This is a genomic window from Mesorhizobium sp. M7A.F.Ca.MR.245.00.0.0 (assembly GCF_003997415.1).
GTDB lineage: Bacteria > Pseudomonadota > Alphaproteobacteria > Rhizobiales > Rhizobiaceae > Mesorhizobium.
This window is the reverse complement of sequence record NZ_RZTE01000001.1, coordinates 95504-119495: the sequence shown is the minus strand read 5'-3', so window position 1 is coordinate 119495 and position 23992 is coordinate 95504. Positions and strand designations below refer to the sequence as shown.

Here is a 23992-nt window from a genome sequence, read left to right as displayed (position 1 = left end):
AACTCTTTACGAACCTGCCGTTCATCTCCGGTTCATATGGCGGGAAAAGGAAAGTTCCGGCCATTCGCCATCGTCCCCAGCCCTTAGTGAAGGCCAGAACGCCTGACCCGGCGCCCCGGTTCCGACCCCGCGGATTGGCCGAATGTCTTCAAACGCGAGGCTCTTGCTCACCGCCGCTGGTCCTACGGCTCCTCGTCCAGCACATAGTCAAAATAGTCTTCCGGCTCGGCAAGATCGGTTTCGCTCGCCTTGACCCGGCCGCGCATCGAGATGCCGGCTTCATCCACGGTCTCGGCGCTGCCCGACACCAGCCGGTGCCACCAGTAGAGGTCGCGGCCCTCGGCCACCAGCCGATAGGCACAGGTGCTGGGCAGCCAACTGATGGTTCGCACATTCTGTGGCGTCAGCCCGACGCAGTCGGGAACGCGCGCCAGCCGGTTGACGTAGTCCGAACAGCGGCAGGTCTCGGCATCGAACAGCCGACAGCCGACGCTGGTCCAGTATATCTCGCCGGTGCCCTCGTCCTCAAGCTTCGAAAGGCAGCATTTACCGCAGCCGTCGCACAGCGATTCCCACTCGGCCGGGCTCATCGCCTCCAGCGCCTTGGTTTTCCAGAATGGCGTTTCCATTTCCGGGATGTGGCCCCAGCCGCGGGCAAGGTCAAGCGCGGCAATGGTCGCAATTGCGGCTATCGCCAGGTGAATGACATGAAGTTGCCTTCAAAAGGTCGGTCAATCGCCCCGTACGGCCTCTATCCGTGCCAGACTGGAACCAATCGGCACAAGATCGGTTTCGGCAAGGATGGGACCCCACAAGGAGAATTTCGATGAAACGCCAACCACGGATTCTGGCAGGCACGGCACTCGGCCTGCTTATGGCATCCGCGCCGTTGGGCGCGTTCCCGCTTCAGGGAAGTGTCGCGTCCGGCCTTGCCCAGCGCACGGCAGCCCCATTCATCCTGGCGCAAGCAGCATGCGCCGAAGGCGAAGCCTGCGCACAACAGCAGCAGGCGGAACCCGAACAGAAGCGCGAGCGCAAGAAGGCCGAGCCTGAACAGCAGGCCGCGCCTGCCCAGAGCGAACAGCCCGCCGAGGAGCAGCAGCCACGCCGGAAGAAGCGCGACCAGCAGCAGCAGGCTGAGCAGGCGCCGGCCGAACAGGCAGCGCCAGCCGAGGAACAGCAGCCGCGCAGGAAGAAGCGCGACCAGCAGCAGCAAACCGAGCAGGCGCCGGCCAACCAGGCGGAACCGGCCAACGACAATCAGCCCGGCGAGCAGGCCAAGCCGCGCAAGAAGAACAGGCAGGACCAGCAGGCCCAACCTGAAGTCGCCCCGGCACCGAAAGAGGCTCCCGCTGGAGAGGCGACGGCCCCTGCCGGCGAACAGCCCGCGGCCCAGGGCGAGCAGCCCCAGGACACGACGAAGAAGCGTGTCAGGAAACCTGTTGGCGAGCAGCCGGCCACAGCCGAACAGCCAGCCACCGGCGAACAACCGGCCAATGGTCAGACGGCAGCACCGGCACAGGGCGAAAACCCGGTGCAAGGCGAAGCACCGGCCGATCCAAACGCCGCTCCCATCCTGGACAGCCAGAAGGACGCCGAGCGCAGGGGTGGCCGCAAGCAGGGCGACAAGATCGTCCCCCAGGATGGCGAGCAGCAGAATGGCGGGCAAAATGCCCAGCAAGGTGGCGATCAGGGCCGCAAGCCGGTGGCTGCTCCCATCGACCAAGGTCCGCCGCCCACCGACGACAGGGCCGCACAACAGGAGATCAAGCCCGAGAACATCGCGCCGGTGACCGAGGAAAAGGGCACGCGCGTAGAGCGTGCGCCCGATGAGAACGTCCGTGACCGCCGGCGTCCGAAAGGCGTCGACGTCGTCAGGGAACTCGGCGACCGCGTCATCCTGCAGTTCAACAACCAGACATTCGTCGAGAGCAATGACGCCCCGCGCATGACCCGCGGCGCCAGGAACGTCTACTATGAGGATCTGTCGGGCGACCGCACCCGGGAAATCGTCGAGCGTGACAACGGTGTTCAGATCGTCACCATCCGCAACCGCTATGGCGACGTTATCCAGCGTTCGCGCATTGCGCCGGATGGACGCGAATATGTGCTGAGCTATGTCGATGAGCGGCACTATGAGGACGACAGCGACTGGCGCGATCCCGGCGATGATCTGCCGCCGATGCGGCTGACAATCCCGCGCGAGGAGTACATTCTGGACTCCGAGGATGTCGAAGATCCGGACGACTACTACACCTTCCTCGAACAGCCACCGGTGGAGAAGGTCCAGCGCCTCTACTCGATCGACGAGGTCAAACGTTCGGCACGCGTGCGCGACATTGCACGGCGCGTCGATCTCGACACGCTCAACTTCGAATTCGGCTCGGCCTCGATCTCCGACACCGAGGTGCAGAAGCTCGAGGGCGTCGCCACCGCAATGGAGAAGCTGTTGAAGAAGAACCCGGCCGAGACCTTCCTGATCGAAGGTCACACCGACGCCGTCGGCACACCGGAGGCTAACCTGGCTCTTTCTGATCGCCGCGCAGAATCGGTGGCCGAGGCTCTGACCAACGCCTTCGGCATCCCGCCGGAGAACCTGACGACACAGGGCTATGGCGAGGAGTATCTGAAGGTCAATACGTCGGCGCCGAACCGCGAGAACCGGCGCGTCGGCATTCGCCGCATCACCTCGCTGGTGGCACCTGTGGCCAGCAACAATTAGGTCATGATTTCAAAATCATGACCCGGTTTGTGGAATCGGCACGAGAAGCATCCATCCCCGGCACCGACGGGGATGGATGGATGTGACGGGTTCAACAAGAATTGTACGGGCATTAGACACGGCTCATTGAATCGCGGGCCCAGCCACCCCAGATTCGGGGCTGGGCGTTCCCTGCCCCGTCCCGACTCCAGCGGGACGCATTGAACCCCGCCGGACCTTGTTCGGCGGGGTTTTTTGTCTTGCAAACGGTGGCGGCCTGGCCGAATACGGCCATTGTCTGAGAGATAACCAGCCGGAATCATCCCATGAAGCGTCTCGAACTCGCCATCGAATCGATCATTCTCGCTTCACGCTGGTTGCTCGTCGTTTTCTATATCGGCCTGGCCCTGGCATTGGCCGTCTATGCGCTGTCATTCGGCAAGAAGCTTTATGAGTTCATTACCCTGGCGTTCACGCTCGGTGACACCGACACTATCCTCAAGATGCTCGGCCTGATCGATGCCGCACTGGTTGCCTCGCTGGTGGTGATGGTCATCATCTCGGGCTACGAGAACTTCGTCAGCCGCTTCGACGACCAAGAGGGTGGCGTGCACTGGCTGGGCACCATCGATGTCGGCTCGCTGAAGGTCAAGGTTGCCTCGACCATCGTCGCCATCTCGTCCATCCACCTTTTGCAGGTGTTTTTGAACTCGTCGACCTACACGACCGACCAGCTGATGTGGCTGACCATCATCCATCTCGCCTTCGTCGTCTCGGCCCTCATGCTCGCCTATATCGACCGGCTGATGGGCCTCGGCAAAGGCAAGAAGGATGAGGCGTAAGCAAGCGCCTGCCGGACCTTGAATCACCCCGGCAGGGTTGGCGCACTATCGCTTTGTTTGAACGAGGCTTTGCCGTGGCTCAGCCACGGCGGACGGCTTAGCTCGACGCTCACAATGACGCGGATCTAGTAGATGCTCTTGATCTTGCTGTCCGTGCGGGCAAACACCTCGTCAGGGACAAAAAAGTCACCGGCCAGAGGCCCTGTCGCACCTGGCGCATAGGCTGAAAAGTCGCTGACGCCCTCGGCGCGCAGCACCTCCTCGTCGATGTAGAAATTACCTGTTGTCTCGCGCGCCGGGCGCATGAAGATGGCATGCGCGGCGTCGGCCATGATGTCGGGCAAACGGCTCATCGCCGCCACCGTCGCGCCGCCGAGCAGATTGCGCACCGCCGCCGTGTCGATGGTCGAGATCGGCCACAGTGAATTGACGGCGATGCCGTCCTTGGCGAACTCCGCACTCATGCCCAGCGTGCACATCGACATGCCGAACTTGGCCATGGTGTAGGCGACGTGATTCCTGAACCACTTGGCCTTCATGTCGAGCGGCGGCGCCAGATTCAGGATGTGAGGATTTTGCGCCAACTTCAGGTGAGGAATGCACATTTTCGAGACCAGGAAGGTACCGCGCGTGTTGATCTGATGCATCAGATCGTAGCGCTTCATGTCGGTCTCGAGCGTGCCGGTGAGTTGGATGGCGCTGGCATTGTTGACGCAGATGTCGATGCCGCCGAATTTTTCCACGGTCCTGGCGACCGCCTCGGCCACCTGCGCCTCCTCGCGGATGTCGCACAAAACAGGCAGCGCCTTGCCGCCAGCCTGCTCGATCTCTTCGGCAGCGCTATAAATCGTGCCCGGCAGCTTCGGATGCGGTTCGGCGGTCTTGGCCGCGATCGTCACATTGGCGCCGTCGCGCGCCGCGCGCAGCGCGATCGCCAGCCCGATGCCGCGCGACCCGCCGGAGATGAACAGCGTCTTTCCCTTGAGCGACATTTCCTTGCGCCTCCCTTGCAACACAACAGGCGCAAACCTTTGCGCGGCGGGCGACCGCAGCGCAAGACCCGACACGCTGGACACCGCGTTACGCAGCGTAGGGTTTATGACTAAACCAGCACCAACCCTTGGCGCATCGCAATGGCAATCGCATCGGTGCGGTTGGCCGCACCGAGCTTGATCAGGATTGCGGCGACATGGAACTTCGCGGTGTGCACCGAAATGTTCAGCCGCCGCGCAATCACCTTGTTTGGAGCGCCCTCGGCCAGCAGCGCCAACACTTCCGCCTCGCGCGGCGACAGCGTTGGGCGGGCGGCATGCTCGTCGGAGGCCTCCTCCTCGAACGGCTCGCCATCGCCGGCACGGAAATCCTCATGGCGTCCGCTTCCGCGCTCGCCCGAGACGCGATAGCCGGCCGCGGCCAGCCGCGCCGCCGCGGCGATCAACAAATCCTCCGCGCCAGCGGACATCACGGCCAGCACCTCACCGGCGGGCCGCTCGCCGCCAGCGCGTCCGGTCAGCAGCACCCGTGGAATGAGGGCCGGCACGCCATCACCAATGCTGTCGTCAACGATGGCGACGTCGGCTCTTCCACCGCCGGCCACGACCGGCAGCAGGTCATCGCTCGCGGCCAGCGAGGCCGCCAGGCGCTCGGCGCGTGACGCATCGCCAAGCGCAATCAGCACCACCAGCCGCCGCGAGACGGCACCGTCATGCATGATCCTGTCGCTGGTGAGCGTGTCCATGGATGCCCTCAGCTCAGCGGCTTTTCGCCGATTGTCAGCACGACATCGCGCTGTTCGCCGCCGCGCACGACACCGAGCGTCACCGAAGCGCCGGCACTGTCGGGTCCGAGCCTGCGGATCAGGTCCCGCGGGCCGTGCACCGCCTCACCGTTCCACGCCACGATGATATCGCCAAGAGAGAGACCGGCGGCCTTCGCGGGACCATCGTCATCGAGACTCATCACCATCGCGCCGTGCGCGTCGCGGTCGCGTACCGGATGCAAGCCGGCGCCGAGATAGCCGCGCGCGACATGGCCCTTTTCGCGCAAGGTCGCGACCGCCCGCTCGATCGTCTCGTAAGGCATGACCAGCGCCCGGTGGCGCGGTCCAAACAACAGCATGCCGATCAGCGCACCCTTGGCGTCGAGAACCGGGCCGCCCTCGAAACGGCCGCCGGCGCCGACGGCAAGATTGATGCGCCGGTCGATGGTGCCGCCGCGCATCGAGCGCCAGGCCGGGCCGACTTCGCCCACCGAGCCCGAAACAGCCAAAGCCGAACCGTCGCTGCTGCCGATGGCTATGGCGATGTTGCCCGGCCGCACCGCATCGGCCTTGGCCAGCGGCGCGGCGCTGACGGCCTCCGCCGGCTTCAGCAGGGCAACACCGGTCGAAGGGTCGCGGCCAACCAGCTCGGCCTTCACCGTTTCCCCCGAGGCCAACACCAGATCGATCTCCTCGCCGGCCTCGACAGCCTCTTCAGCGGTGACGAAATAGCCGTCACGCCAGTGGAAGGCGCTTGCCGTGCGGTGATGATGCGTGGCGAAGCCAGCCGTTGCCGGCGCGGCCTTGGCGGCGAGATCGGCGACGGCTTGCGAAAACGCGCTCAGATTGAAATCGCTCATTAATGGTCTCCTGGGTTCATCCATGCCCCAGATATCGCTCGACAGCGCGTCCGCGGGTACTCGCCTGACGGCTAGTTGCCGGTTTGACTGGCCATCTGGTCAGGTCGCTGCGGTTCCAGCCGCTCCGCACATATAGTCACGATCAAGCCTGAACACACGGAGCCCTCCCATGGCCCTCGCCGCCGCCAAATTCCAAACCGATGATACGCTGCTCGACGCCTATTCGACGACGGTTGCCGACGCTGTCGACCGCATTGGTCCGGCCGTCTGCCGCATCGAGCGCGTTGGCGGTCAGGGCGGCCATGGCTCCGGCTTCGTCATTGCGCCGGACGGGCTGGTGGTCACCAACTTCCATGTCGTCGGCGATGCCAGGACAGTGCGCGTCTCGATGCCGGACGGCGCCTCGAGAGAGGGTCGTGTTCTTGGCCGCGATCCCGACACCGACATCGCGCTGGTGCGCGCCGACGGCAGCTTTGCCGACGTCGCACCGCTGGGCGATTCCAAGCGGCTGCGGCGCGGCCAGATCGCCATTGCAATCGGCAACCCGCTCGGTTTCGAATGGACCGTCACCTCCGGCGTCGTCTCCGCGCTCGGCCGCTCGATGCGCGCCTCCACCGGCCGGCTGATCGACGACGTTATCCAGACCGACGCAGCGCTCAATCCCGGCAATTCCGGCGGACCGCTGGTGTCGTCGGCCGGCGAGGTCATCGGCGTCAACACCGCCATGATCCATGGCGCGCAAGGCATCGCCTTCGCGGTCGCCTCCAACACCGCCAATTTCGTCATTTCGGAGATCATCCGCTTCGGACGCGTGCGCCGCGCCTTCATCGGCGTCTCGGCCGACACCGTCAATCTGCCGCGACGCGCCGCGCTCCTGTCGCAAGTGTCGACGAATACAGCGGTGCGGCTGCGCAGCGTCGAGAAGGATGGCCCGGCGGCCAAGGCCGGCTTGAAGGAGGGCGACATCATCGCCGCAATAGACGGCCGCCCGGTCAGCGGCGTCGACGACCTGGTGCGCGTGCTCGACGCCGAGCGCATCGGCCGCGAGACACAATGCACCGTGGTGCGCCGCACCGGCGTCAGCCAGGTGACGGTGACGCCGGTGGCGCGAAGCTAGTGCATGTCGCCCAGAAGTGTGCCGCGGTTCTGGGACAACGAAGACTTTAAGGCCGCCGTTGCTCACTCCCCCTTCGAGGGAGCAACGGGGACATAGGCTCCCTTCAGGAGAGCTACGAGTTGCGCCTGATGATGCGTGCCTGTCTTGTCGAAGATACGACCAAGATACGTGCTGGCCGTGCGATAGGTGATGTTGGCGCTTGTCGCCGCCACACCAAGGCTATCCCCCGATGCCAATGCCGCTGCCAATCGCGCCTCGGCCGGCGAGAGGTCGAAAAGGCCCGTCAGGATGGTCGGCGAAGGCACCAGATTCGTCGGGTTGAGAGCCGTGGCTGCGATCAGTATGTCGGCGCCTGAGAGAAGTTCGTGCGCCAGACGGCGAAGAGGGATGAGGTGAACGATCATGGCCTCGCTATTCTCGCTTGGCGCTATGGGCACGGAGCGACCCGCCGCAGCGTCACCAGTCCCGCTTGCAATCGCCTGCTGAAACAACTTGTTTGCCTTGGCATCGGCAAGGGCGAGCCCATCACGGGCCGTCGGCACGAACACAAGGGGCAGAGCGTCAAGCAGTTGATTGGTCGCCAGAACGCGTCCCCTGCTCGTCATCACCGCGGCCGGCAGGCCGATCGCCGCAAGCGCCGTAGTCGTAGCGCGCGCTCGTTCCAGCCGCAGGCGCGCACCAATCAGGCCGGCGCGCGCCAAATGTGGCCTCATGCGGTTGAGCTGGTCCAATTCGTCTCGGGATGGCCGATCATTGGTCAGCCAACGCTCCATCGTAAACAACAGAACTTCGCCTGTAGGCAGGGATATGAACGTACCGACTTCGCCACCGATTCCCAATGGCAGCGTCCGGTCGAGCCGCGTCCGATTGTTCTCGAGCGCCTCCTTGGGGAAGTAATCCGCGTCGTAGACGAATTCCGAGGGTGGGGGCAGCGTCAGCAGGAGTTGGGAGACACTGCTGCTCTTGAACCCGCCTTCCGCAGAGATGCCCTCCAGTATCGGCCGGACCAGGTCCGACGCGATGAGCATCGGGTCCAGCCGATCATCGAATAAACCCATACCGCCTCCGGCCGAGTTCGACAGTTCGCTCAACCTGTCGAAGACGTCTGGCCATAAATCGGGGACGAACGCCGCTTCATAAATTCGATCGACAAGATCTTCGGTCATTCAATGGTCCGCTCGCCACCTGCACTCGCATGATTGCATCGCACATCTGCTCAGAAATCAAACCTTTCTCGGCTTGGCATTACCGGATGATCATAAATTGCGTAGGAAACAGCCAACACGAAAACATCGTTCAGGTGCCCACAGCCCCCTCCGCGTACTGCGCCAGAAACGCCTCGCTGGGCGGAATCGGCTTGATGACGTCGACCAGCACGCCATTGGGATCCCGCGTGATGAAATGGCGCTGGCCGAAGGGTTCGTCGCGTAGAGAGCGCAGGATCGGCAGCCCGGCCGCGACGATCCGTTCATAGACCGCATCCGGGTCCCTCACCTCGAAGTTGATCAGCAGGCCCGACGCGCGGCCCCGCCCCTCTTCCGGGATCGTCTCATGATCGCCCTGGACGATGCCGAGATTGACTCTTCTGTCCTCCACCGATTGCAGATGCACATACCAGTCGCTTTCGAATAGCGGCTGGAAGCGAAAATGCTCGACATAGAACGCCGCCGTGCCGGCGACGTCGCCGGTCATCAGCACCGGGTAATAGCTCGTCGTCTTCATCTTTCCTTCTCCCATCAATTAACATACAGTCTGCATGTAACTTCAATTAACATACAGGCTGCATGTATGCAATATCATTCCGCGCGCCGTTCCAACCGTGACCGTACCGAGGCGACGCGCGCCGACCTGATTGCCGCGGCACGAAAGCTGTTCACCGAAAAATCCTATGCCGAGACCGGCACGCCGGAGATCGTCGCTGCCGCCGGCGTCACGCGCGGCGCGCTCTATCATCACTTCGCCGACAAGCAGGCGCTGTTTGCCGCCGTGGTCGAGCAGGAGGCGATGGCGGTGGCTGAGGAGATCGAGCGCGCTTCGCCGCCATCGCTCAATGCCCGCGACGCACTCATTGCCGGTTCCGACGCCTACCTCGCCGCCATGCGCGCGCCCGGCCGCACGCGGCTGCTGCTGCTCGACGGCCCGGCCGTGCTTGGCCGCGCTGCCATGGACGCGATCGACAACCGCCACGGCAACCGTTCGCTGCGCGAAGGGCTGGTCGCGGCGATGCGGGCGCAGACGATGACGAGATTGCCGGCCGACGCGCTGACCGCACTGCTCGGCTCCGCCTTCGATCGTGCCGCCTTGGCCATTGAGGCCGGTGCGTCAGTTCAGGACTACCGCGCCGTGCTCATGGCACTGATCGATGGCCTGTCTCTTCCTCAGGCACCTCGCCCGGTTCGAACTCGTTGAAGCAGCCGAGCTGGCGCTTGAACTGGTCGATCAGCCAGGCCGCCGCGGGCTTCGGGCTGCGATCGTTGCGGTGCATGGCAAACAGCGGCGAACTCACCTCCCTGAAGGATTCGAGGTCAATTTCGACCAGCCGGCCACTCGCCAGGTCGTCTGCTATCAGCCAGCGCGGCAGCCCGCCCCAGCCCAGCCCCTCGCGCATCAGCATATGCTTGGTGCGCACATCCGTCAGCCGCCAGGTGCGGTAGGCGAAGACGCCGAAGTCGCGCCCCTTGGTGCGCTCCGACTGGTCGGTGACGACAAGCTGCGTGTGTTCGCGCGCATCCTCGATCGCCACCGGCTTCGGCAGCAGGGCCAGCGGATGGCTGGGCGCGGCAGCCAGCACGATCGACATGAAGCCGATGCGCACGAGATGCACATCGACATCGCCCAGCAGGCCACCAATGCCAAGGTCGGCCTGCCCGCTGACGACATGATCGGGGATCAGGCCGAGCGTACCGATATGCAGGCGCAGCATCACGGTCGGAAATTGCGCCTCGAACGCCTTCAGCACCCGCACCAGCACCGGCGACGGCAACGCTGCGTCGACCGACAGCGCGACTTCAGCCTCGAGCCCTTGATGATGGCCGTCGACGCGCGAGCGGATGCGCTGCAGCACACCGATCATGCGCCGCGCATCCTCCAGCATCGCCCGGCCGATCTCGGTCAGTTGCGGCTCGCGGGTACCCTCGCGCTCGAACAGTTTCAGCCCCAGCTGCGCCTCGAGATTGGCGATGCCGTAGCTGATGACGGACTGTGCCCGATTGAGCCTGCGGCCGGCGGCCGAGAAGCTGCCGGCTTCGGCGACTGTCACAAAGATCTGAAGTTGATCGAGCGTCGGATTGGGCTGCATCGTGATATCTAACTTATAGATGGATCGTATAGAAAATATACCAGTTTATTGAATGGGTCGAAAGCCCCATATCTGGCGGGACAAATCATTCCAACCGCTGGAGAGCCCAAAATGTCCATTCTTCTCATCACTTCGAGCCCGCGCGGCGCCGCCTCCCATTCGACCCGCATCGCTACCGAATTCGCTGAAAAGCTCGTCGCCGCCGATCCGTCGAACACGCTCGTCGTGCGCGACCTCGTCGCCAATCCACTCCCTCATATCGACGCCGACTACGCGAGCGGCATCTACGTGCCGGCGGAAGCGCGCACTGCGCGCCAGGCTGAGGTCGTCGGCGTCTCCGATGTCGTGCTCGACGAGCTGTTTGCCGCCGACACCGTGATCCTGGCCACAGGCTTCATCAACTTCAACATCTCCTCAACGCTGAAGTCCTGGGTCGATCATATCTCTCGTTCCGGCAAGAGCTTTTCCTATGGCGAGAACGGCCCCAAGGGTCTCGTCACCGGCAAGAAGGTCTATATCGTGCTGGCTTCGGGCGGCATCTATTCCGAAGGTGCGGCCGTGCAGTTCGATCACGCCATTCCCTACCTGCGCGGCGTGCTCGGCTTCCTCGGCATGACCGATGTCGATGTCATCCGTATCGAAGGCGTCGGCATGGGTCCTGACGCGTTGACCGCAGCGCTCGCCAAGGCGACCGCCAAGGTCGATGCCGTGGTGGCAGCCAGCCAGGGTGTCGCGGCTGCCGCATAGGGAAAAGACTTAAATTGGAGGGCAGGCGCTTGGCGCCCGCCCTTTTCGATGCGCTCCCCGCTTGTTTTCCTGACAGTAAACAGCGCGAAGCGACCAGAGTCCTTTGGGTGTGACTTGACGATCCACCTTGGTTCACTCACAATCACAATGAACCAAGTGGATCGAAACCATGACGGCTTTCACCGTACGCCTCCCCGACGACACGACAAACAGGCTCGACCAACTTGCCGAAAAGCTCGATCGCTCGCGCTCTTATGTGGCCGCCAAGGCCATCGAAGACTTTGTAGCTCGTCAAGAGTGGCAACTCGCTGAGATAGAGGCCGGATTGGCCGAGGCCGAGCGCGGTGAGTTCGCCAGCGAACAAGAGTTGGCCGCCGTGATCGGGAAATACGTCAAGCCCGCCGGCTGATCCATGAGCCGCAAGACAATCCGTTGGACCAAGCGGGCTTTGCGTCGGCTTGGCGAAATCGGCGCGCATATCGAGAAAGACAGTCCCGAAGCTGCCGCCCGTGTCATTGGGCGCATCTTGTCCGCAGCGGAGTTGCTTACCGAACAGCCGGCTATGGGTCGCGTTGGACGCATCAAGGCGACGCGAGAACTCGTTTTGGCCGATATCCCATATATCGTCCCCTATCGCGTAAGCGAAGATGCCGTCGAAATACTTACCGTCATACATGCCGCCCAACAGTGGCCAAAGAGCCTCTGAGCCAACTGGCCGCTGCCTTTCTAGCCGATGAAATGCCTGAGCAACCCCGCCGAAGCGACTCCGATCAGCACAGTCGGCAGCATGGAAAGCCGCGTGGCGGCCACCAGCGTAACAGCCAGCGCCAGAATATCCGCCGGGGACTTCGACACGAAGGCCGGTGCGATGACCGCAATCAGCACGCAACCGGGCGCAGCTTCCATCACAGCCGTGGCACGCCCGCTGAGCGTACGGTTGCGCAGCACGACATAGCCGCCGATGCGCGTGAGATAAGTGACGCCGGCCATCAGCACGATGGTGAAAAAGGTCGTTGCATCGATCATGCATCACTCGCCATCAGCCAGGCCGCGACCAGACCCGACATGGCGCCCGCGGCGACATACCAGGCGCCGGGAACGAAGAGATAGACCAGTGCCGCCACGACCAGGCTGACCAGCCAGGGTCGCGCCGCCGCCATCCCCGTCCACATGCCGCGCATCAGCACCAGGAAGACAGCCGGGAACGCCATGTCGAAACCATAGGCCCCGACGTCGCCGAGCATCGGACCGAGCAAGGCACCCAGCGTGGTGAAGACCACCCAGGTGAGATACATCGCCAGCGCCGCGCCCATATAGTAGCGCGGGCTGAAGGCCGGCATGATGCCGGCAGCAGTGCGCTGTCTGGCATCGGCCAGGCCCAGCGCCCAGCTCTCGTCGCACATAAAGAAAAGCGCCGGAAACACCTTGCGCCGCGGCAGGTGGCGCAGGAACGGCGCCAGTGCCGCACCCATCAGCAAATGACGGCTGTTGACCAGGAAGGTGATGGCGACGATGAGCACGATGTGCGGCGGCGACGTCCACAATTGGATCGCCGCGAATTCCGAACCGCCGGCGAAATTCAGCCCTGTCATCGCGGACAGTTCGACCGTGCTCAGCCCTTTTTGCGTGGCCCGGGCGCCGAGCACCAGCGCATAGGGTATGGTGCCGAACAGCACCGGCGCGCAGGACGCCACGCCACGGCGGAATTCGGATCGCGAACCATTGCCCGCCGCCTCGACTGCCTGTGAAATGCTCATGTGTCTCCACTGGCGCGCCTCGCGGCCGCCGCTGCCCTGCGTTTGAACTCTCATGATACTGGCGGCAAACATACCCACAATTCTCCGCAATATGGTTGCGAATATTGTTGTACTTCAACTAGGTTCGGCATTGAGTGCCATTAATTTCAAAATAGATGGAATCTAGAGCCATGAAGCTGGATGAGATCGACAAGCGGATCCTGCGGGCGCTGCAGCGCGACGGCCGCATGGCCAACAACGATCTGGCCAAAGAGGTCGGCCTGTCGCCCTCGCCTTGCCTGCGGCGCGTGAAGCTGCTGGAGGAAGCCGGCATCATCGATCGCTACGTCGCAGTGCTGAACCCCGGCAGCATCGGCAAGGGCCTCACCTTCTTCACCCGCATCTGGCTGAAAACGCAGGATGAGGACACGATCGAGCATTTCGCCACCGAAGTCGCCAAGCTGCCGCAGGTGATGGAGTGCTATTTGATGCTCGGCGATTGCGACGCCATGGTGCGCGTGGTGGCGGCCGGCATCGACGATTACCGCCGCTTCCAGTCGGAGCATCTGAGCCGCATCAAGGGCGTGCAGAACGTCAAAACCGACGTCCCCAGCCAGACGATCAAATACACGTCGGAACTGCCGATCTGAGCTGCCGAAAACGGCGTCACGTCAAACTGGATAAAAAATGCAACCGGATTGTAGGATCGAACCCGGTGCCGGCGTCCTTCGGGTGCAAGCAGCGCGCAGCGCTGCCTTTAGGCATGGGAGATTTGAATGAGCCTTTCCTATCGTTGGGTCATCGTCGCCGCTGGCGCGCTGATGTCCTGCGTCGCCATCGGGACGATGTTTTCGCTGGCGATATTCCTGGAGCCGATGGCGATCGACACCAACTGGTCGCGCGCCGGCATTTCCAGCGCCATGACGCTCAACTTCCTGGTGATGGGCCTTGGTGGCTTCGCCTGGGGCGCGATATCGGACCGTTTTGGCGCCCGCATCGTCGTGATGATCGGCGCGGTGCTGCTCGGGTTGGCGCTGGTGCTGGCCAGCCGCGCCGGTTCGCTGCTGAGTTTCCAGATCACCTATGGCGTGCTGGTCGGTCTCGCGGCAAGCGCCTTTTTTGCGCCGATGATCGCGCTGACCACAGGCTGGTTCGACACCAACCGCAGCCTTGCCGTCTCACTGGTCTCGGCCGGCATGGGCGTGGCGCCGATGACGATCTCGCCCTTCGCCCGCTGGTTGATCTCCGCCTATGACTGGCGCACCGCCATGTTCGACATCGGCATTGCCGCCTGGGTGCTGCTGTTGCCGGCGGTGCTGCTGGTGCGCCAGCCGCCGAAGCCCGTCTTGGTCGACACCGGCTCCGCGCCGGTTGCCGAAGGTGCCGGCCTGACAGTCGGCCAGGCGCTGCGCTCGCCGCAATTCATCGTGCTCGGGCTGACCTTCTTTGCCTGCTGCGCGGCGCATTCCGGACCGATCTTCCATATGGTCAGCTATGCCATGCTGTGCGGCGTCGCCCCCATGGCAGCGGTCTCGATCTACAGTGTCGAAGGCCTGGCAGGCCTTGGCGGCCGGCTCTTCTACGGCGTACTGGCCGACCGGCTGGGCGTCAAGCCGGTGCTGATCGCGGGCCTGGCGATCCAGGCGATCGTCATTGCCGCCTATCTGTCGATCAGCCAGCTTGAGCAGTTCTACATGCTGGCCGTTATCTTCGGTGCCACCTATGGCGGCGTCATGCCGCTCTATGCGGTGCTGGCGCGCGAATATTTCGGCCAGCGCATCCTCGGCACCGTGTTCGGCGCCGCCACCATGCTGTCCAGCCTCGGCATGGCGCTGGGACCGCTTGCCGGCGGCATGGTGTTCGATGCCTACGCCAACTATTCCTGGCTGTTCATCGGCTCTGCTCTTATCGGGCTCGGCGCGGTCGGCATCGCCATCGCGTTCCCGCCACTGCCACGCAGGGAACTGCAGCCGGCTTAGTCCGGGTCGACTTCCAAACCTTGCTGGCCAGGCGCGCAATCAGCCTGGCCCGTTCGGTCCGCCGCGGATCCTGTCCCCTGTTTCATCCGTTCCCCCTTGTGCGAGTGCGGAAGTCCACGGCCACGTTTGCACCAAGCGACGACTTCGCGCACCCGTCCACCAGTGAGGGTACGATTTTGAGCCGAAGGCGCGCGGCTCCGCCACGGCCAGGCTTGAATGGCAGGCAACGGTCGATGGATCGAAAAGCTCTCTTAAGCATTTAAGCTTTGGCTAATAGTAGCCTCAGGAGAGAAACGATGAAAAAGACGCTGCTCATTTTGAGCCTGCTCATCCCGCTCTCGGCGTGCTCCCGTACCGAACAAGGCGCCGCCGTCGGCGGCTTGGGAGGCGCGGCCGTAGGCGCCGCGGTGGCCGGAGACCCTGTGGAAGGGGCGGTTGTTGGCGGTGCGGTCGGAGCGATAGCAGGGGCCGTCATCGGCCACGCCAGCGAAGCCGGCCAGTGCAGATATCGCGATCGGTACGGCCGGGTTTACGTTGCACGGTGCCCGGACGGTTACTGATCTCAAGACGCGTGATCTCCTTCGATCACGCGTCTGCCAGGAGTAGTCGAATGGCCTATCGGATCAAAAAGCTGCCGGGTTTCTTGTTTGCCGCTGTCGGCGCTGCCGCGGTGAATATCGCGTCCACGATTGCGATTTCGGCCGCGCCGGTTGATGCGAAGACCATTGCCGATCACTTCTCATCGGTGAAATCCATGTCAGGGGATTTCGTTCAGTCAGGCCCGAAAGCGGAAAGAAAACATGGCAGGTTTTTTCTCCAACGCCCGGGCAAGATCCGGTTCAACTATGCAGGCCAATCTGGGATCAGCGTGATTGCGGATGGTAAATCCCTGGTGGTTTCCAACAGGAAACTGAAGACATCGCGGCTCTATGCTCTCTCGAAGACGCCGCTCAAGCTGTTGCTCGACAACAAGGTCGACCTCTCCGGCAGTCGCCTCAAGAGCATCAGAGACGACGGCGCCCAAGTTACCGTCAAGCTGGCCGACAGATCGGCTTTCGGCAACTCGAACATCTCCATAGTGTTCGACAGAAAATCGCTCGATCTGCGCAGATGGAGCCTCACCGACGAGAAGGGACTTACCACAACGGTGACTATATCAAATGTGAAGCAGGGCGTTCGCGCTCCCGAGGGCACTTTCGTCATCGATTATGCGGCGAACCGTGAATTCAACACCACAACGAAATAGGGGCGGCCGCAGAATGGTCACAGCACCGGAACCAATATGATCAGCGGCGGTTTAATCCGTGAAGGGACCGGAACCGCAAAGGACGCGGCACAATGATTGAAATTCACAGCATCGAAGCGGCCAACGCCAGACTGCGCATAAGGAGAGCTGAGCACTCTCTGAAGCGCGCGAATGACTTGCTCGACGAGGAAGGCGGCGTCGCTCTTAATCTGGCATTGTGCGGCCGGATAAGGGCCGCGAGAAGGCATCTGATCGAGGCCAGGACCCGCCTGATGACGATCGATCCCGCCAGGACGAGTTGATTCGCCGGCGGTCAGGTCAATCCGGACCGAGAGGCCCATCGTGGTGCAAAGGCCGGCATGGTTAGGCAGTGCCCTGCTGGCGGGGATCTACCCAAAAATCCGGTCGCCCTGCTCGTCGACCAGTTGGATGCCCTTTTTGATCGAGATGTCGACGGCATCGTCGAGCCCGGCGAAACGGTCTGCGCGGATGAATTTGTGTTCCTTCACCACACCGTCGATCTCCTTGGAGACGACGCCGCACGTCTGGTACTGGCCATCCGCCTTGTAGGGCGTGGCGCTGATCAGGAAGCCCTTGTGCTCGACCTGCTTGGCTGGCGCTGCACTCGTCGGCTCAGCCGCCTGGGTCCCGCCGCCACCACCGCCGAAAAGACGCTTCAGAAAAGACATCGGGCTTCCTCCAACAGCATTCATCCCGCACCATGTAGAGTGACGCGGGATGAATTTCACTATCGGTCCTTGGCCCAGCGGGCAAGGGCTGCGTCCGGTCGGCTGGACAAGCTTACTTGTGCGACAGCGCTTCCAGCGCCTCGGCGGCGCCTTCGAGGATGGCGATCGCCTCGGCCTGCTTGTCGGCCGGGGCGTCGACGAAGTCACCCAGAGCCGCGCGCAGTCGGTGGCGGACTGCGCGGAATTCGTCGCGCGCTTCCGAACGATCCCCGCGGCTACCCCGGCCGCCACGACGCCCGCCCTCTTCACTCTCGTCGTTCCAGCCGAACCAGTCGCGCGCCTTGGCCATTTTGCGGCCGAAGCGCTCGAGATGGTCGAGCACGCCATCGATCATCTCGCGGTTGTCGGCGAGATGCGCCTGACCAGCTTCGGTGATCGAAAACACCTTCTTGTTGCCGTCGGCGGCGGAGGCGGCATAGCCGGCCTCTTCCAGGAAGGTCAGCGTCGGGTAGACCACGCCCGGGCTCGGGCTGTAGATGCCGCTGGTGCGCTCTTCCAGGGCCTTGATGATGTCGTAGCCGTGGCGCGGCGCCTCGGCCAGCAGCGACAGCGTGATCAGCTTGAGGTCGCCGTCGGCCAGCATGCGCCCGGCGCGGAACATGTCGCCCGGGCCGCCGCGCCCGCCACCGCGACCGCCCTGCCCGAACGGGCCAAAACCGCCGCCCCCTCTGCCACCAAATTTGCCGGCCATGTGCATGAACATGCGTTCGCCGAAATGATTGTTCCCAAAATGTTTGTGCATTGATTGCTCCTTGAGTTGTATCTTACGATATATCTTAATTAGGCAGGTCAATCGATGGAGTCAAGATATATCTTACGATGTATCTGAATGCGGCGCCAGAGGCTTGCTTTCACTGGAACGTGCCGCTAGAAGGCCGGCGAGCGCCTCGGCTGCTCCGTAAGCGTCTGACGTCAAGCAACGCATCCAACCCGGTCTTCCGGGCAATTTTGCCGGCCACCGGCGAATGGATGCCAATGCGACGGACCGGACACTTTCAGGGAAACACCCGAAATGACTGCAAGATATCGGCGCACGAAGCTGCCTGCGCGCTATGCCGCTATTCTCAGCCCGTTGGTGCTGTCGCTGTTGATGACCTTCATCGTCTCGTTCATCTCGACGTTGAAAAGCCTTGGCTTCCACCCCGAGCTGCCGTCCATCTGGCTGACCGCCTGGGGTCTGTCGTGGTTGGTGGCGTTTCCGACGCTGCTGCTGGTGCTGCCGATAGTGCGCCGCATCGTCGGCGCGCTGTGCAAGCCGGCCAGCCGATAGCGCGCACGAAAAAGGTCCGGAGATGTCCTCCGGACCTTTTGCCCTGCGGTCATCAATGACGAACCGCTACCAGCGACCCTTGCGGCGGTTCCAGGCATAGAGAAGATCGGCGAAGCGGTCGTAGGCAAAGCGTGTCACCGGCAAGGCAACCGGATTGCCGAACACCATCGCCAGCCAGCCTTCGCCCGGCGTGACCTTCCACACGGCGATGGCAACGTCGGCGCCGACCAGCAGCCTGCCCGCCGCATCGGTGGCGTGAAGCCGGCGGCGGATGTCCTCAAGCGACGCGCCATGTCCGGCAAGCGCTGCCGGTTCAAGATTGATGTCTCGGAACTCGATCCGCCCGGCCTTGACCGCCTCGATCAGCCGCCGCTTCTGCCTGCTGATACCGGCATCGCAGACCGGGCAGCGCGTGTTGTACCAGACGGTCAGCATCTATCCGTGGCCATGCCTGTGGTGCAGGTCGGGATAATGCGGATGCCGGTGGCGCATCGGGGCATGCCGGTGCCAGTGCGAATGCGGCTCGCTCACCGGCCCGTCATGATGGTGCTGGTGGTGCTCGTCATGCACATGGCTGTGCTCGTGTTCCAGTTCCTCATGGTCGTGCTCATGCTCATGGCGTTCCGACAAATGCAGCCATAGGCCAACGCCCATCAGAACTCCGGCGGCCGCAAGCTTGAGCGTGACGGCGTCACCCAGGATGGCGATTGCCAGCAACGCGCCGATGAAGGGAGCGAGCGAGTAATAGGCCCCTGTCCGGGCGGTGCCCAGATGACGCAGCGCCACGATGAACATCACCAGGCTGACCCCGATGCCGAAGAAACCGACTGCCGCGGTCGCTGCAATGACCGACGTCGGGGGAAACAAGGCCCCGCCGGCAAGCGCCAGCCCGACATTGACGACACCCGCCACCAGCCCTTTGAGCATGGCGATCACCACCGGGTCGGTGGCGGAGATCCTGCGCGTGAAATTGTTGTCGATCCCCCAGGCCAGACAAGCCCCCGCCACCATCAGGGCGCCACGGTTGAAGGCGACGCCCTCACCTTGCCACGACAGAAGAATGGCACCCGCCAGAATGGCGAAGGCGCCAAAAAGCAGGCGCCGGTCGACATTCTCGCGATAGACGAGCCAGGCGATCGCCATCGTCGCCAGCCCTTCCAGGTTGAGCAGCAGCGCCGAACTGGAAGCCGTGTTGAGGGTCAAGCCGAACATCAGCAGCACCGGCGCGATAACGCCGCCCATGCCGATCGCCAGCGCCAGCCAGGGAATATCCCCAGCGGTCAGTTGCGCCTCCCCGGCCGCGGCCTGCCTGCCCCGAAGCAGGCGGTACAGAGCCAGCCCAAGACCGGCACCGAGATAGAGCAGCCCGGCCAGCATGAAGGGATTGACGCCATTGAGCAGCAGCTTGCTGAGCGGTGGCGTCGCCCCGAACAGGACGGCCGAGCCAAGCGCGAGTGGCACGCCGGGCCACAGATGCGAATGGGAATGCGGTTCGGACATGATCTCACCCTATGATGGCAGGTGTGTCACTTGCGGCGCATGGCCACCTTCGGCCCGACGCACTTGTTGTCGCGAAACAGCGCCCACTCCTCGCAAAGGCGCCCATTGGGCAAGCCGCAGAATCCATATTCATTACCGGCCTTGTCCTTCCTGATCACCAGGCGCCCGCCGATATCGCCACAATGGACGGATGCCGGATTGGCCATGCCGACCGGTTTTTGCGCACTGGCGCCGGCGGAAAACGGCAGCGACGACAAAGCGGCAAAGCTCGCGACCAATATCGAAACCTTCTTCATCGCGATCTCCCCGGCCGCATTCTATCACGGCGAAGCGCCCCGTCTTGCGGCAAAGCGCCACCAGGCCGGCACCAACCAGCGACTTCGAGAAACCCTGCCGATTCCTTTATCCGAGCGAGGTGATGATCTCGCGGTAGGCTAATTCGGGAAAGGCCTTCAGCGTCCGCGTCCTGACATTGCCCGCTGCCGCCAGCATCAGCGAGAAGCGCGCCAGCACGGCGTCGTCGGGCGCTTCGACCACAGCCACCATATCGTATTCGCCCATGGTCAGGTAGAACGCCTTGAACGATCCGCCCATGTCTCCCAGTTGCCTCCTGGCGGCGTCGAGCCGCTTCGGTGACTCGCGTACGTTCCTGGCACCTTGCTCCGTCCAGTTCATCAGCACGATGTAGCTTGTCATGGCACACCTCCCTCCGGGGCCACGGAGCACGGCGGCTTCGCCGGGGCGGGCATCCGGGTTGTCGCCCAGAAAATGCATCCGACACCGAAATTATCCTCCCGAAGGGCCTCGCCCGCAAGAGTGCGTCCCCCAACAAAAAAGGGCGCCATCGGCGCCCTTGAACTCTTTGCATCGGTAAGTCTCAGCTATCCAGGAAGCTGCGCAGCTTGCGCGACCTGCTCGGGTGCTTGAGCTTGCGCAGCGCCTTGGCTTCGATCTGGCGGATACGCTCGCGGGTGACCGAGAACTGCTGGCCGACTTCTTCCAGCGTGTGGTCGGTGTTCATGCCGATACCGAAGCGCATTCTGAGCACGCGCTCCTCGCGCGGCGTCAGCGAGGCCAGCACGCGCGTGGTGGTCTCGCGCAGATTGGCCTGGATCGCCGCGTCGATCGGCAGGATCGCCATCTTGTCCTCGATGAAATCGCCCAGATGCGAATCCTCCTCGTCGCCGACCGGCGTTTCGAGCGAGATCGGCTCCTTGGCGATCTTCAAGACCTTGCGCACCTTTTCGAGCGGCATGGCAAGCTTTTCGGCCAGTTCTTCCGGCGTCGGTTCACGGCCGATCTCGTGCAGCATCTGGCGCGAGGTGCGCACGATCTTGTTGATCGTCTCGATCATGTGCACCGGAATACGGATGGTGCGCGCCTGATCGGCGATCGAACGCGTGATCGCCTGCCGGATCCACCACGTAGCGTAGGTCGAGAACTTGTAACCACGGCGGTATTCGAATTTGTCGACCGCCTTCATCAGGCCGATATTGCCTTCCTGGATCAGGTCGAGGAACTGCAGGCCGCGATTGGTGTACTTCTTGGCGATGGAGATGACGAGGCGCAGATTGGCCTCGACCATTTCCTTCTTGGCGATCGCCGCTTCGCGCTCGCCCTTCTGCACCTGGTTGACGATCTTGCGGAATTCCAGGATCGAGATCGCCGTTTCGGTGGCGAGGTTCTGGATCTCGGCGCGCAGGTCCTTGATCGCATCCTTCTCGTTCTTGGTGAATTCCTTCCAGCCGCGCGATGTCAGATTGCCGATCGAGCGCGTCCAGTTCGGGTCGAGCTCGGAACCCTGATATTCCTTCAGGAACTCTTCGCGGCGCACGCCGTAGCTTTCGGCCAGCCTGAGCAGCTTGCCTTCGTTCTGCACCAGGCGCTTGTTGATGTCGTAGAGCTGCTCGACCAGCGCCTCGATGCGCGCTGTGTTGAGCGACAGCGACTTCACCGCCTTGATCAGCTGGTCCTTGAGCTCCTTCAGCCGGCGGTCCTGGCTGGGCGACAGCGTGCCGGCGGCGGCCAGACGGTTCTCGACCTGCTGGTCCTGCAGCTTGCGCAGCTTTTTGTAGGTGTCGGCGATAACGTCGAGCGTCTCCATCACCTGCGGGCGGAGTTCCGCTTCCATCGCGGCCAGCGACAGGCTCGCTTCGTCCTCGTCTTCGTCGTCGTCATCCGTCAGCCCACGCGTATCGGCGCCGACATTGGTGATGTCGTCTTCGTCGTCGCGCGAACGGCGCGGCTTGTCCTCGACCTTGGCTTCCTCGACGCGCTCGACCACCGGCGCCTGCTTGGCCTCGGGGCCGGCATAGGTGGCTTCGAGATCGATGATCTCACGCAGCAGGATCTTGGATTCGTTGAGTTCGTCGCGCCAGATGATGATGGCCTGGAAGGTCAGCGGGCTTTCGCACAGACCCGCGATCATCGTCTCGCGGCCGGCCTCGATGCGCTTGGCGATGGCAATTTCGCCCTCGCGCGACAACAGCTCGACCGAGCCCATCTCGCGCAGATACATGCGCACCGGATCGTCGGTGCGATCGGTCGGTTCTTTCTTGGTGGTGGTGGCGGCGACCGCGGTGCCGGTCTGCTCAGCCAACTCGTTGGCGTCTTCCTCGGCATCGGCCGCGGTGTCGGCGGCCTCGGGCTCCTCGCCCTGCTCGTCGTCCTCGACCACGTTGATGCCCATGTCGGACAGCATCGCCATCGTGTCCTCGATCTGCTCGGAGGTCACTTCCTCTGAGGGCAGCACCGAATTCAGCTCGTCCATGGTGACATAGCCGCGCTTCTTGGCGGCCTTGATCATCTTCTTGACAGCATCATCGGAAAGGTCGAGCAGAGGGCCATCGGTGGCGCCTTCGCGTTCGGTTTCGACCTCTTCCTTTTCCTTTGTCGCCATAGTCTTTATCTTCTCCTAGCGGCCGAACTTCAAAGCCGCGTAAGCTGTCGGACCAGTCAAATCGGATGCGCTCGCTTATGAAACGCGCTTCACCGGGCCAGTAACTGCATCAACTCGTTTCGTTTGGTGTATGTCGTTGCCCAAATCGGGTTTCCCCTTTTGGGCGACATGCATTAAGTCCAGATTAACCCTGATATCTGTGGCAGGCGGGCTGCCTGTCCAGTGACCAGTACCTCACATCGCTTATTTCCCGTCGACGCGGGTTCGGGTTAACGTTTCGAATCGTCCTGATTCCGCCAATCTGCCAGAAGGTCAAGCGCCTCTCGCATGATTCGCATGAAAAAAGCGAATCAATTACCCGACTTAGCCCGTTACGCGCCATTTGGACGCGCAACGACGCTTTCTCAATTCACTCGCTTCCAACTAAGCTCGCCCAGCCCTGCCCGAGGAGACGCCAAACCCTTCGATCAGCGCTTCCGTGGCCTGCACATCCTGGAATTGCGCCTGAATTTCGATCAGATGCCGGTAGTTTTCGTCTGTGGGATCGGTGGCGAGCGCCGCTTCCGCCTGTTTCAGTTCCTTATGTAAGGTGCGCGCGCTGCGCTGCAAGTGCAGCGCCTGGCTGAAAGCATCGCGGGCATCTTCAAGGGCGGCGGTCTCCAGCGCCGGCCATTGCCGCATCCGCCGGATCAGCCCGACGGCCCGCTCCCAGATCTCGGCGCAGCCGGCGCGTTCGATCATCGCAATCACCGCCTGCCGGTCATTGGCCATGTCATGCGCCATTGCATCGAGGATTGCCGCATGCAGCCGCCTCAGGTCGGAGTTGGCGAGATCGAGGAACTCGATATGGGCGAAATTCTCGTCGATCAGCGCCGGATGGTTGATCAACGCGACGATGATCGTCGCCTCGCGCACCGACATCCCCTCGCCGCCGCGTTTGACCAAAGCCGACTGGCCGAGGCTTTCGGTGATCGCAATGCGGCCGCCACCGCCTTTGGCGAACTGCCCGCCGGGCGCGGCCGTCTTGCCCTGGCCCTGTTTCCAGTCCTGCCGACCTTGACGCCCACTGCGCTGCGAGCCGAAGAAGCTCAGCACACGCTCGCGCATCTCCTGCTGGTAGTGGTAGCGCAGGCTTTCGTCGCGGATGCGGCTGGTCAGCTCGCGCAGCGTCTTCTCGAGTTCGGCCCGCCGCTCCGGCGTATCGAAGACGCCGCCCGCCGTCTCACGCATCCACAAAAGGTCGACCAGCGGCCGCGCCTCGGCCAGCACGCGACGAAACGCATCCGGTC

At 63.0% G+C, this 23992-nt stretch carries 29 protein-coding genes and 1 pseudogene; 12 read left to right on the top strand and 18 right to left on the bottom strand.

The genetic code is table 11. The annotated features are described in order from the left end of the window. Nucleotides 1-182 precede the first annotated feature (182 nt). On the bottom strand, nt 183-629 hold the full coding sequence (locus tag EOB80_RS00595; RefSeq protein ID WP_127326310.1) for a YcgN family cysteine cluster protein: 447 nt from the start codon (nt 627-629) through the stop codon (nt 183-185). 197 nt (nt 630-826) lie between these two features. Here EOB80_RS00595 and EOB80_RS00590 point away from each other — a divergent pair, with 197 nt between their 5' ends. Further along, on the top strand, nt 827-2722 hold the full coding sequence (locus EOB80_RS00590) for an OmpA family protein (protein WP_127326309.1): 1896 nt from the start codon (nt 827-829) through the stop codon (nt 2720-2722). Nucleotides 2723-3027: 305 nt separating this feature from the next. After that, nucleotides 3028-3543, top strand: coding sequence for a TIGR00645 family protein (locus tag EOB80_RS00585; protein ID WP_127269030.1), 516 nt, complete (start codon nt 3028-3030; stop codon nt 3541-3543). 125 nt (nt 3544-3668) lie between these two features. On the opposite strand, the gene EOB80_RS00580 is transcribed toward EOB80_RS00585, so the two are convergent. The 3 genes from EOB80_RS00580 to EOB80_RS00570 form a co-directional block, all read right to left on the bottom strand. Next, complete coding sequence (locus EOB80_RS00580; protein ID WP_127326308.1) at nt 3669-4535, bottom strand: NAD(P)-dependent oxidoreductase; 867 nt, start codon at nt 4533-4535, stop codon at nt 3669-3671. A gap of 110 nt (nt 4536-4645) precedes the next feature. Next, nucleotides 4646-5281, bottom strand: coding sequence for a helix-turn-helix transcriptional regulator (locus EOB80_RS00575; protein ID WP_127326307.1), 636 nt, complete (start codon nt 5279-5281; stop codon nt 4646-4648). 8 nt (nt 5282-5289) lie between these two features. Continuing rightward, nucleotides 5290-6162, bottom strand: coding sequence for a S1C family serine protease (locus EOB80_RS00570; RefSeq protein WP_127326306.1), 873 nt, complete (start codon nt 6160-6162; stop codon nt 5290-5292). A gap of 169 nt (nt 6163-6331) precedes the next feature. Between EOB80_RS00570 and EOB80_RS00565 the strand changes: the two genes are divergently transcribed. Next, nucleotides 6332-7279: a trypsin-like peptidase domain-containing protein gene (locus EOB80_RS00565; protein ID WP_127326305.1), complete on the top strand. Its 948-nt coding sequence runs from the start codon at nt 6332-6334 to the stop codon at nt 7277-7279. Between the two features lie 62 nt (nt 7280-7341). Here EOB80_RS00565 and EOB80_RS00560 read toward each other — a convergent pair whose 3' ends face one another. Beyond that, the gene (locus tag EOB80_RS00560; RefSeq protein WP_127326304.1) at nt 7342-8445 is read right to left on the bottom strand and encodes a helix-turn-helix transcriptional regulator; all 1104 of its coding nucleotides are present in this window, start codon (nt 8443-8445) and stop codon (nt 7342-7344) included. 130 nt (nt 8446-8575) lie between these two features. Then, nucleotides 8576-9001, bottom strand: a complete 426-nt coding sequence (locus EOB80_RS00555; RefSeq protein WP_127326303.1) for a VOC family protein — start codon at nt 8999-9001, stop codon at nt 8576-8578. 66 nt (nt 9002-9067) lie between these two features. Between EOB80_RS00555 and EOB80_RS00550 the strand changes: the two genes are divergently transcribed. Further along, complete coding sequence (locus EOB80_RS00550; protein ID WP_127326302.1) at nt 9068-9688, top strand: TetR/AcrR family transcriptional regulator; 621 nt, start codon at nt 9068-9070, stop codon at nt 9686-9688. Here the strand turns inward: EOB80_RS00550 and EOB80_RS00545 are convergent. Further along, nucleotides 9627-10577 carry a LysR family transcriptional regulator gene (locus tag EOB80_RS00545; protein ID WP_127326301.1) on the bottom strand — a complete coding sequence of 317 codons (951 nt, stop codon included), beginning with the start codon at nt 10575-10577 and terminating at the stop codon, nt 9627-9629. The genes EOB80_RS00550 and EOB80_RS00545 overlap by 62 nt on opposite strands. Before the next feature lie 111 nt (nt 10578-10688). Between EOB80_RS00545 and EOB80_RS00540 the strand changes: the two genes are divergently transcribed. The 3 genes from EOB80_RS00540 to EOB80_RS00530 all read left to right on the top strand — a co-directional run bounded on the left by EOB80_RS00540 (nt 10689) and on the right by EOB80_RS00530 (nt 12030). Next, nucleotides 10689-11324, top strand: a complete 636-nt coding sequence (locus tag EOB80_RS00540; protein ID WP_127326300.1) for an FMN-dependent NADH-azoreductase — start codon at nt 10689-10691, stop codon at nt 11322-11324. A gap of 169 nt (nt 11325-11493) precedes the next feature. Continuing rightward, nucleotides 11494-11733: a CopG family ribbon-helix-helix protein gene (locus tag EOB80_RS00535; protein WP_127256140.1), complete on the top strand. Its 240-nt coding sequence runs from the start codon at nt 11494-11496 to the stop codon at nt 11731-11733. Nucleotides 11734-11736: 3 nt separating this feature from the next. Further along, nucleotides 11737-12030: a type II toxin-antitoxin system RelE/ParE family toxin gene (locus EOB80_RS00530; RefSeq protein ID WP_127268105.1), complete on the top strand. Its 294-nt coding sequence runs from the start codon at nt 11737-11739 to the stop codon at nt 12028-12030. A gap of 20 nt (nt 12031-12050) precedes the next feature. On the opposite strand, the gene EOB80_RS00525 is transcribed toward EOB80_RS00530, so the two are convergent. After that, nucleotides 12051-12350, bottom strand: a complete 300-nt coding sequence (locus EOB80_RS00525; RefSeq protein WP_127326299.1) for an AzlD family protein — start codon at nt 12348-12350, stop codon at nt 12051-12053. Further along, complete coding sequence (locus EOB80_RS00520) at nt 12347-13081, bottom strand: AzlC family ABC transporter permease (protein ID WP_127326298.1); 735 nt, start codon at nt 13079-13081, stop codon at nt 12347-12349. Before EOB80_RS00520 ends, EOB80_RS00525 begins: the two co-directional genes overlap by 4 nt. A 170-nt stretch (nt 13082-13251) precedes the next feature. On the opposite strand from EOB80_RS00520, the gene EOB80_RS00515 reads away from it, so the two are divergent. From EOB80_RS00515 to EOB80_RS00500, 4 genes are all read left to right on the top strand, one after another. Then, nucleotides 13252-13710 (top strand): Lrp/AsnC family transcriptional regulator, encoded by a 459-nt coding sequence (locus EOB80_RS00515; RefSeq protein ID WP_127268102.1) that lies wholly within the window; start codon nt 13252-13254, stop codon nt 13708-13710. Between the two features lie 126 nt (nt 13711-13836). Next, the gene (locus tag EOB80_RS00510; protein WP_127326297.1) at nt 13837-15039 is read left to right on the top strand and encodes an MFS transporter; all 1203 of its coding nucleotides are present in this window, start codon (nt 13837-13839) and stop codon (nt 15037-15039) included. A 296-nt stretch (nt 15040-15335) separates the two neighbouring features. Then, complete coding sequence (locus EOB80_RS00505; protein WP_127268100.1) at nt 15336-15599, top strand: YMGG-like glycine zipper-containing protein; 264 nt, start codon at nt 15336-15338, stop codon at nt 15597-15599. 50 nt (nt 15600-15649) lie between these two features. Beyond that, nucleotides 15650-16285, top strand: coding sequence for an outer membrane lipoprotein carrier protein LolA (locus tag EOB80_RS00500; RefSeq protein WP_127326296.1), 636 nt, complete (start codon nt 15650-15652; stop codon nt 16283-16285). Nucleotides 16286-16302: 17 nt separating this feature from the next. On the opposite strand, the gene EOB80_RS34410 is transcribed toward EOB80_RS00500, so the two are convergent. The 3 genes from EOB80_RS34410 to EOB80_RS00485 all read right to left on the bottom strand — a co-directional run bounded on the left by EOB80_RS34410 (nt 16303) and on the right by EOB80_RS00485 (nt 17776). Next, nucleotides 16303-16626, bottom strand: coding sequence for a hypothetical protein (locus tag EOB80_RS34410; protein WP_164762472.1), 324 nt, complete (start codon nt 16624-16626; stop codon nt 16303-16305). Between the two features lie 48 nt (nt 16627-16674). Beyond that, nucleotides 16675-16974 carry an HlyU family transcriptional regulator gene (locus tag EOB80_RS00490; RefSeq protein ID WP_127326294.1) on the bottom strand — a complete coding sequence of 100 codons (300 nt, stop codon included), beginning with the start codon at nt 16972-16974 and terminating at the stop codon, nt 16675-16677. A 112-nt stretch (nt 16975-17086) separates the two neighbouring features. Further along, nucleotides 17087-17776 carry a PadR family transcriptional regulator gene (locus tag EOB80_RS00485; RefSeq protein WP_127326293.1) on the bottom strand — a complete coding sequence of 230 codons (690 nt, stop codon included), beginning with the start codon at nt 17774-17776 and terminating at the stop codon, nt 17087-17089. Nucleotides 17777-18046: 270 nt separating this feature from the next. Between EOB80_RS00485 and EOB80_RS00480 the strand changes: the two genes are divergently transcribed. Then, nucleotides 18047-18304, top strand: coding sequence for a DUF2798 domain-containing protein (locus EOB80_RS00480; RefSeq protein ID WP_127326292.1), 258 nt, complete (start codon nt 18047-18049; stop codon nt 18302-18304). A 66-nt stretch (nt 18305-18370) separates the two neighbouring features. On the opposite strand, the gene EOB80_RS00475 is transcribed toward EOB80_RS00480, so the two are convergent. The 6 genes and pseudogenes from EOB80_RS00475 to EOB80_RS34960 form a co-directional block, all read right to left on the bottom strand. After that, on the bottom strand, nt 18371-18739 hold the full coding sequence (locus tag EOB80_RS00475) for a DCC1-like thiol-disulfide oxidoreductase family protein (RefSeq protein WP_127326291.1): 369 nt from the start codon (nt 18737-18739) through the stop codon (nt 18371-18373). Next, a complete protein-coding gene (locus EOB80_RS00470) occupies nt 18740-19804 on the bottom strand; it encodes a DMT family transporter (protein WP_127326290.1) in 1065 nt (354 codons plus the stop codon). Nucleotides 19805-19830: 26 nt separating this feature from the next. Further along, on the bottom strand, nt 19831-20100 hold the full coding sequence (locus EOB80_RS00465) for a DUF333 domain-containing protein (RefSeq protein WP_127326289.1): 270 nt from the start codon (nt 20098-20100) through the stop codon (nt 19831-19833). A 106-nt stretch (nt 20101-20206) separates the two neighbouring features. Beyond that, the gene (locus tag EOB80_RS00460) at nt 20207-20500 is read right to left on the bottom strand and encodes a GYD domain-containing protein (protein ID WP_027039270.1); all 294 of its coding nucleotides are present in this window, start codon (nt 20498-20500) and stop codon (nt 20207-20209) included. 181 nt (nt 20501-20681) lie between these two features. Next, nucleotides 20682-22703, bottom strand: coding sequence for an RNA polymerase sigma factor RpoD (gene rpoD / locus EOB80_RS00455; protein WP_013530149.1), 2022 nt, complete (start codon nt 22701-22703; stop codon nt 20682-20684). A gap of 423 nt (nt 22704-23126) precedes the next feature. Further along, nucleotides 23127-23992 (bottom strand): annotated as a pseudogene (locus tag EOB80_RS34960) (DNA primase); the annotation flags it as partial.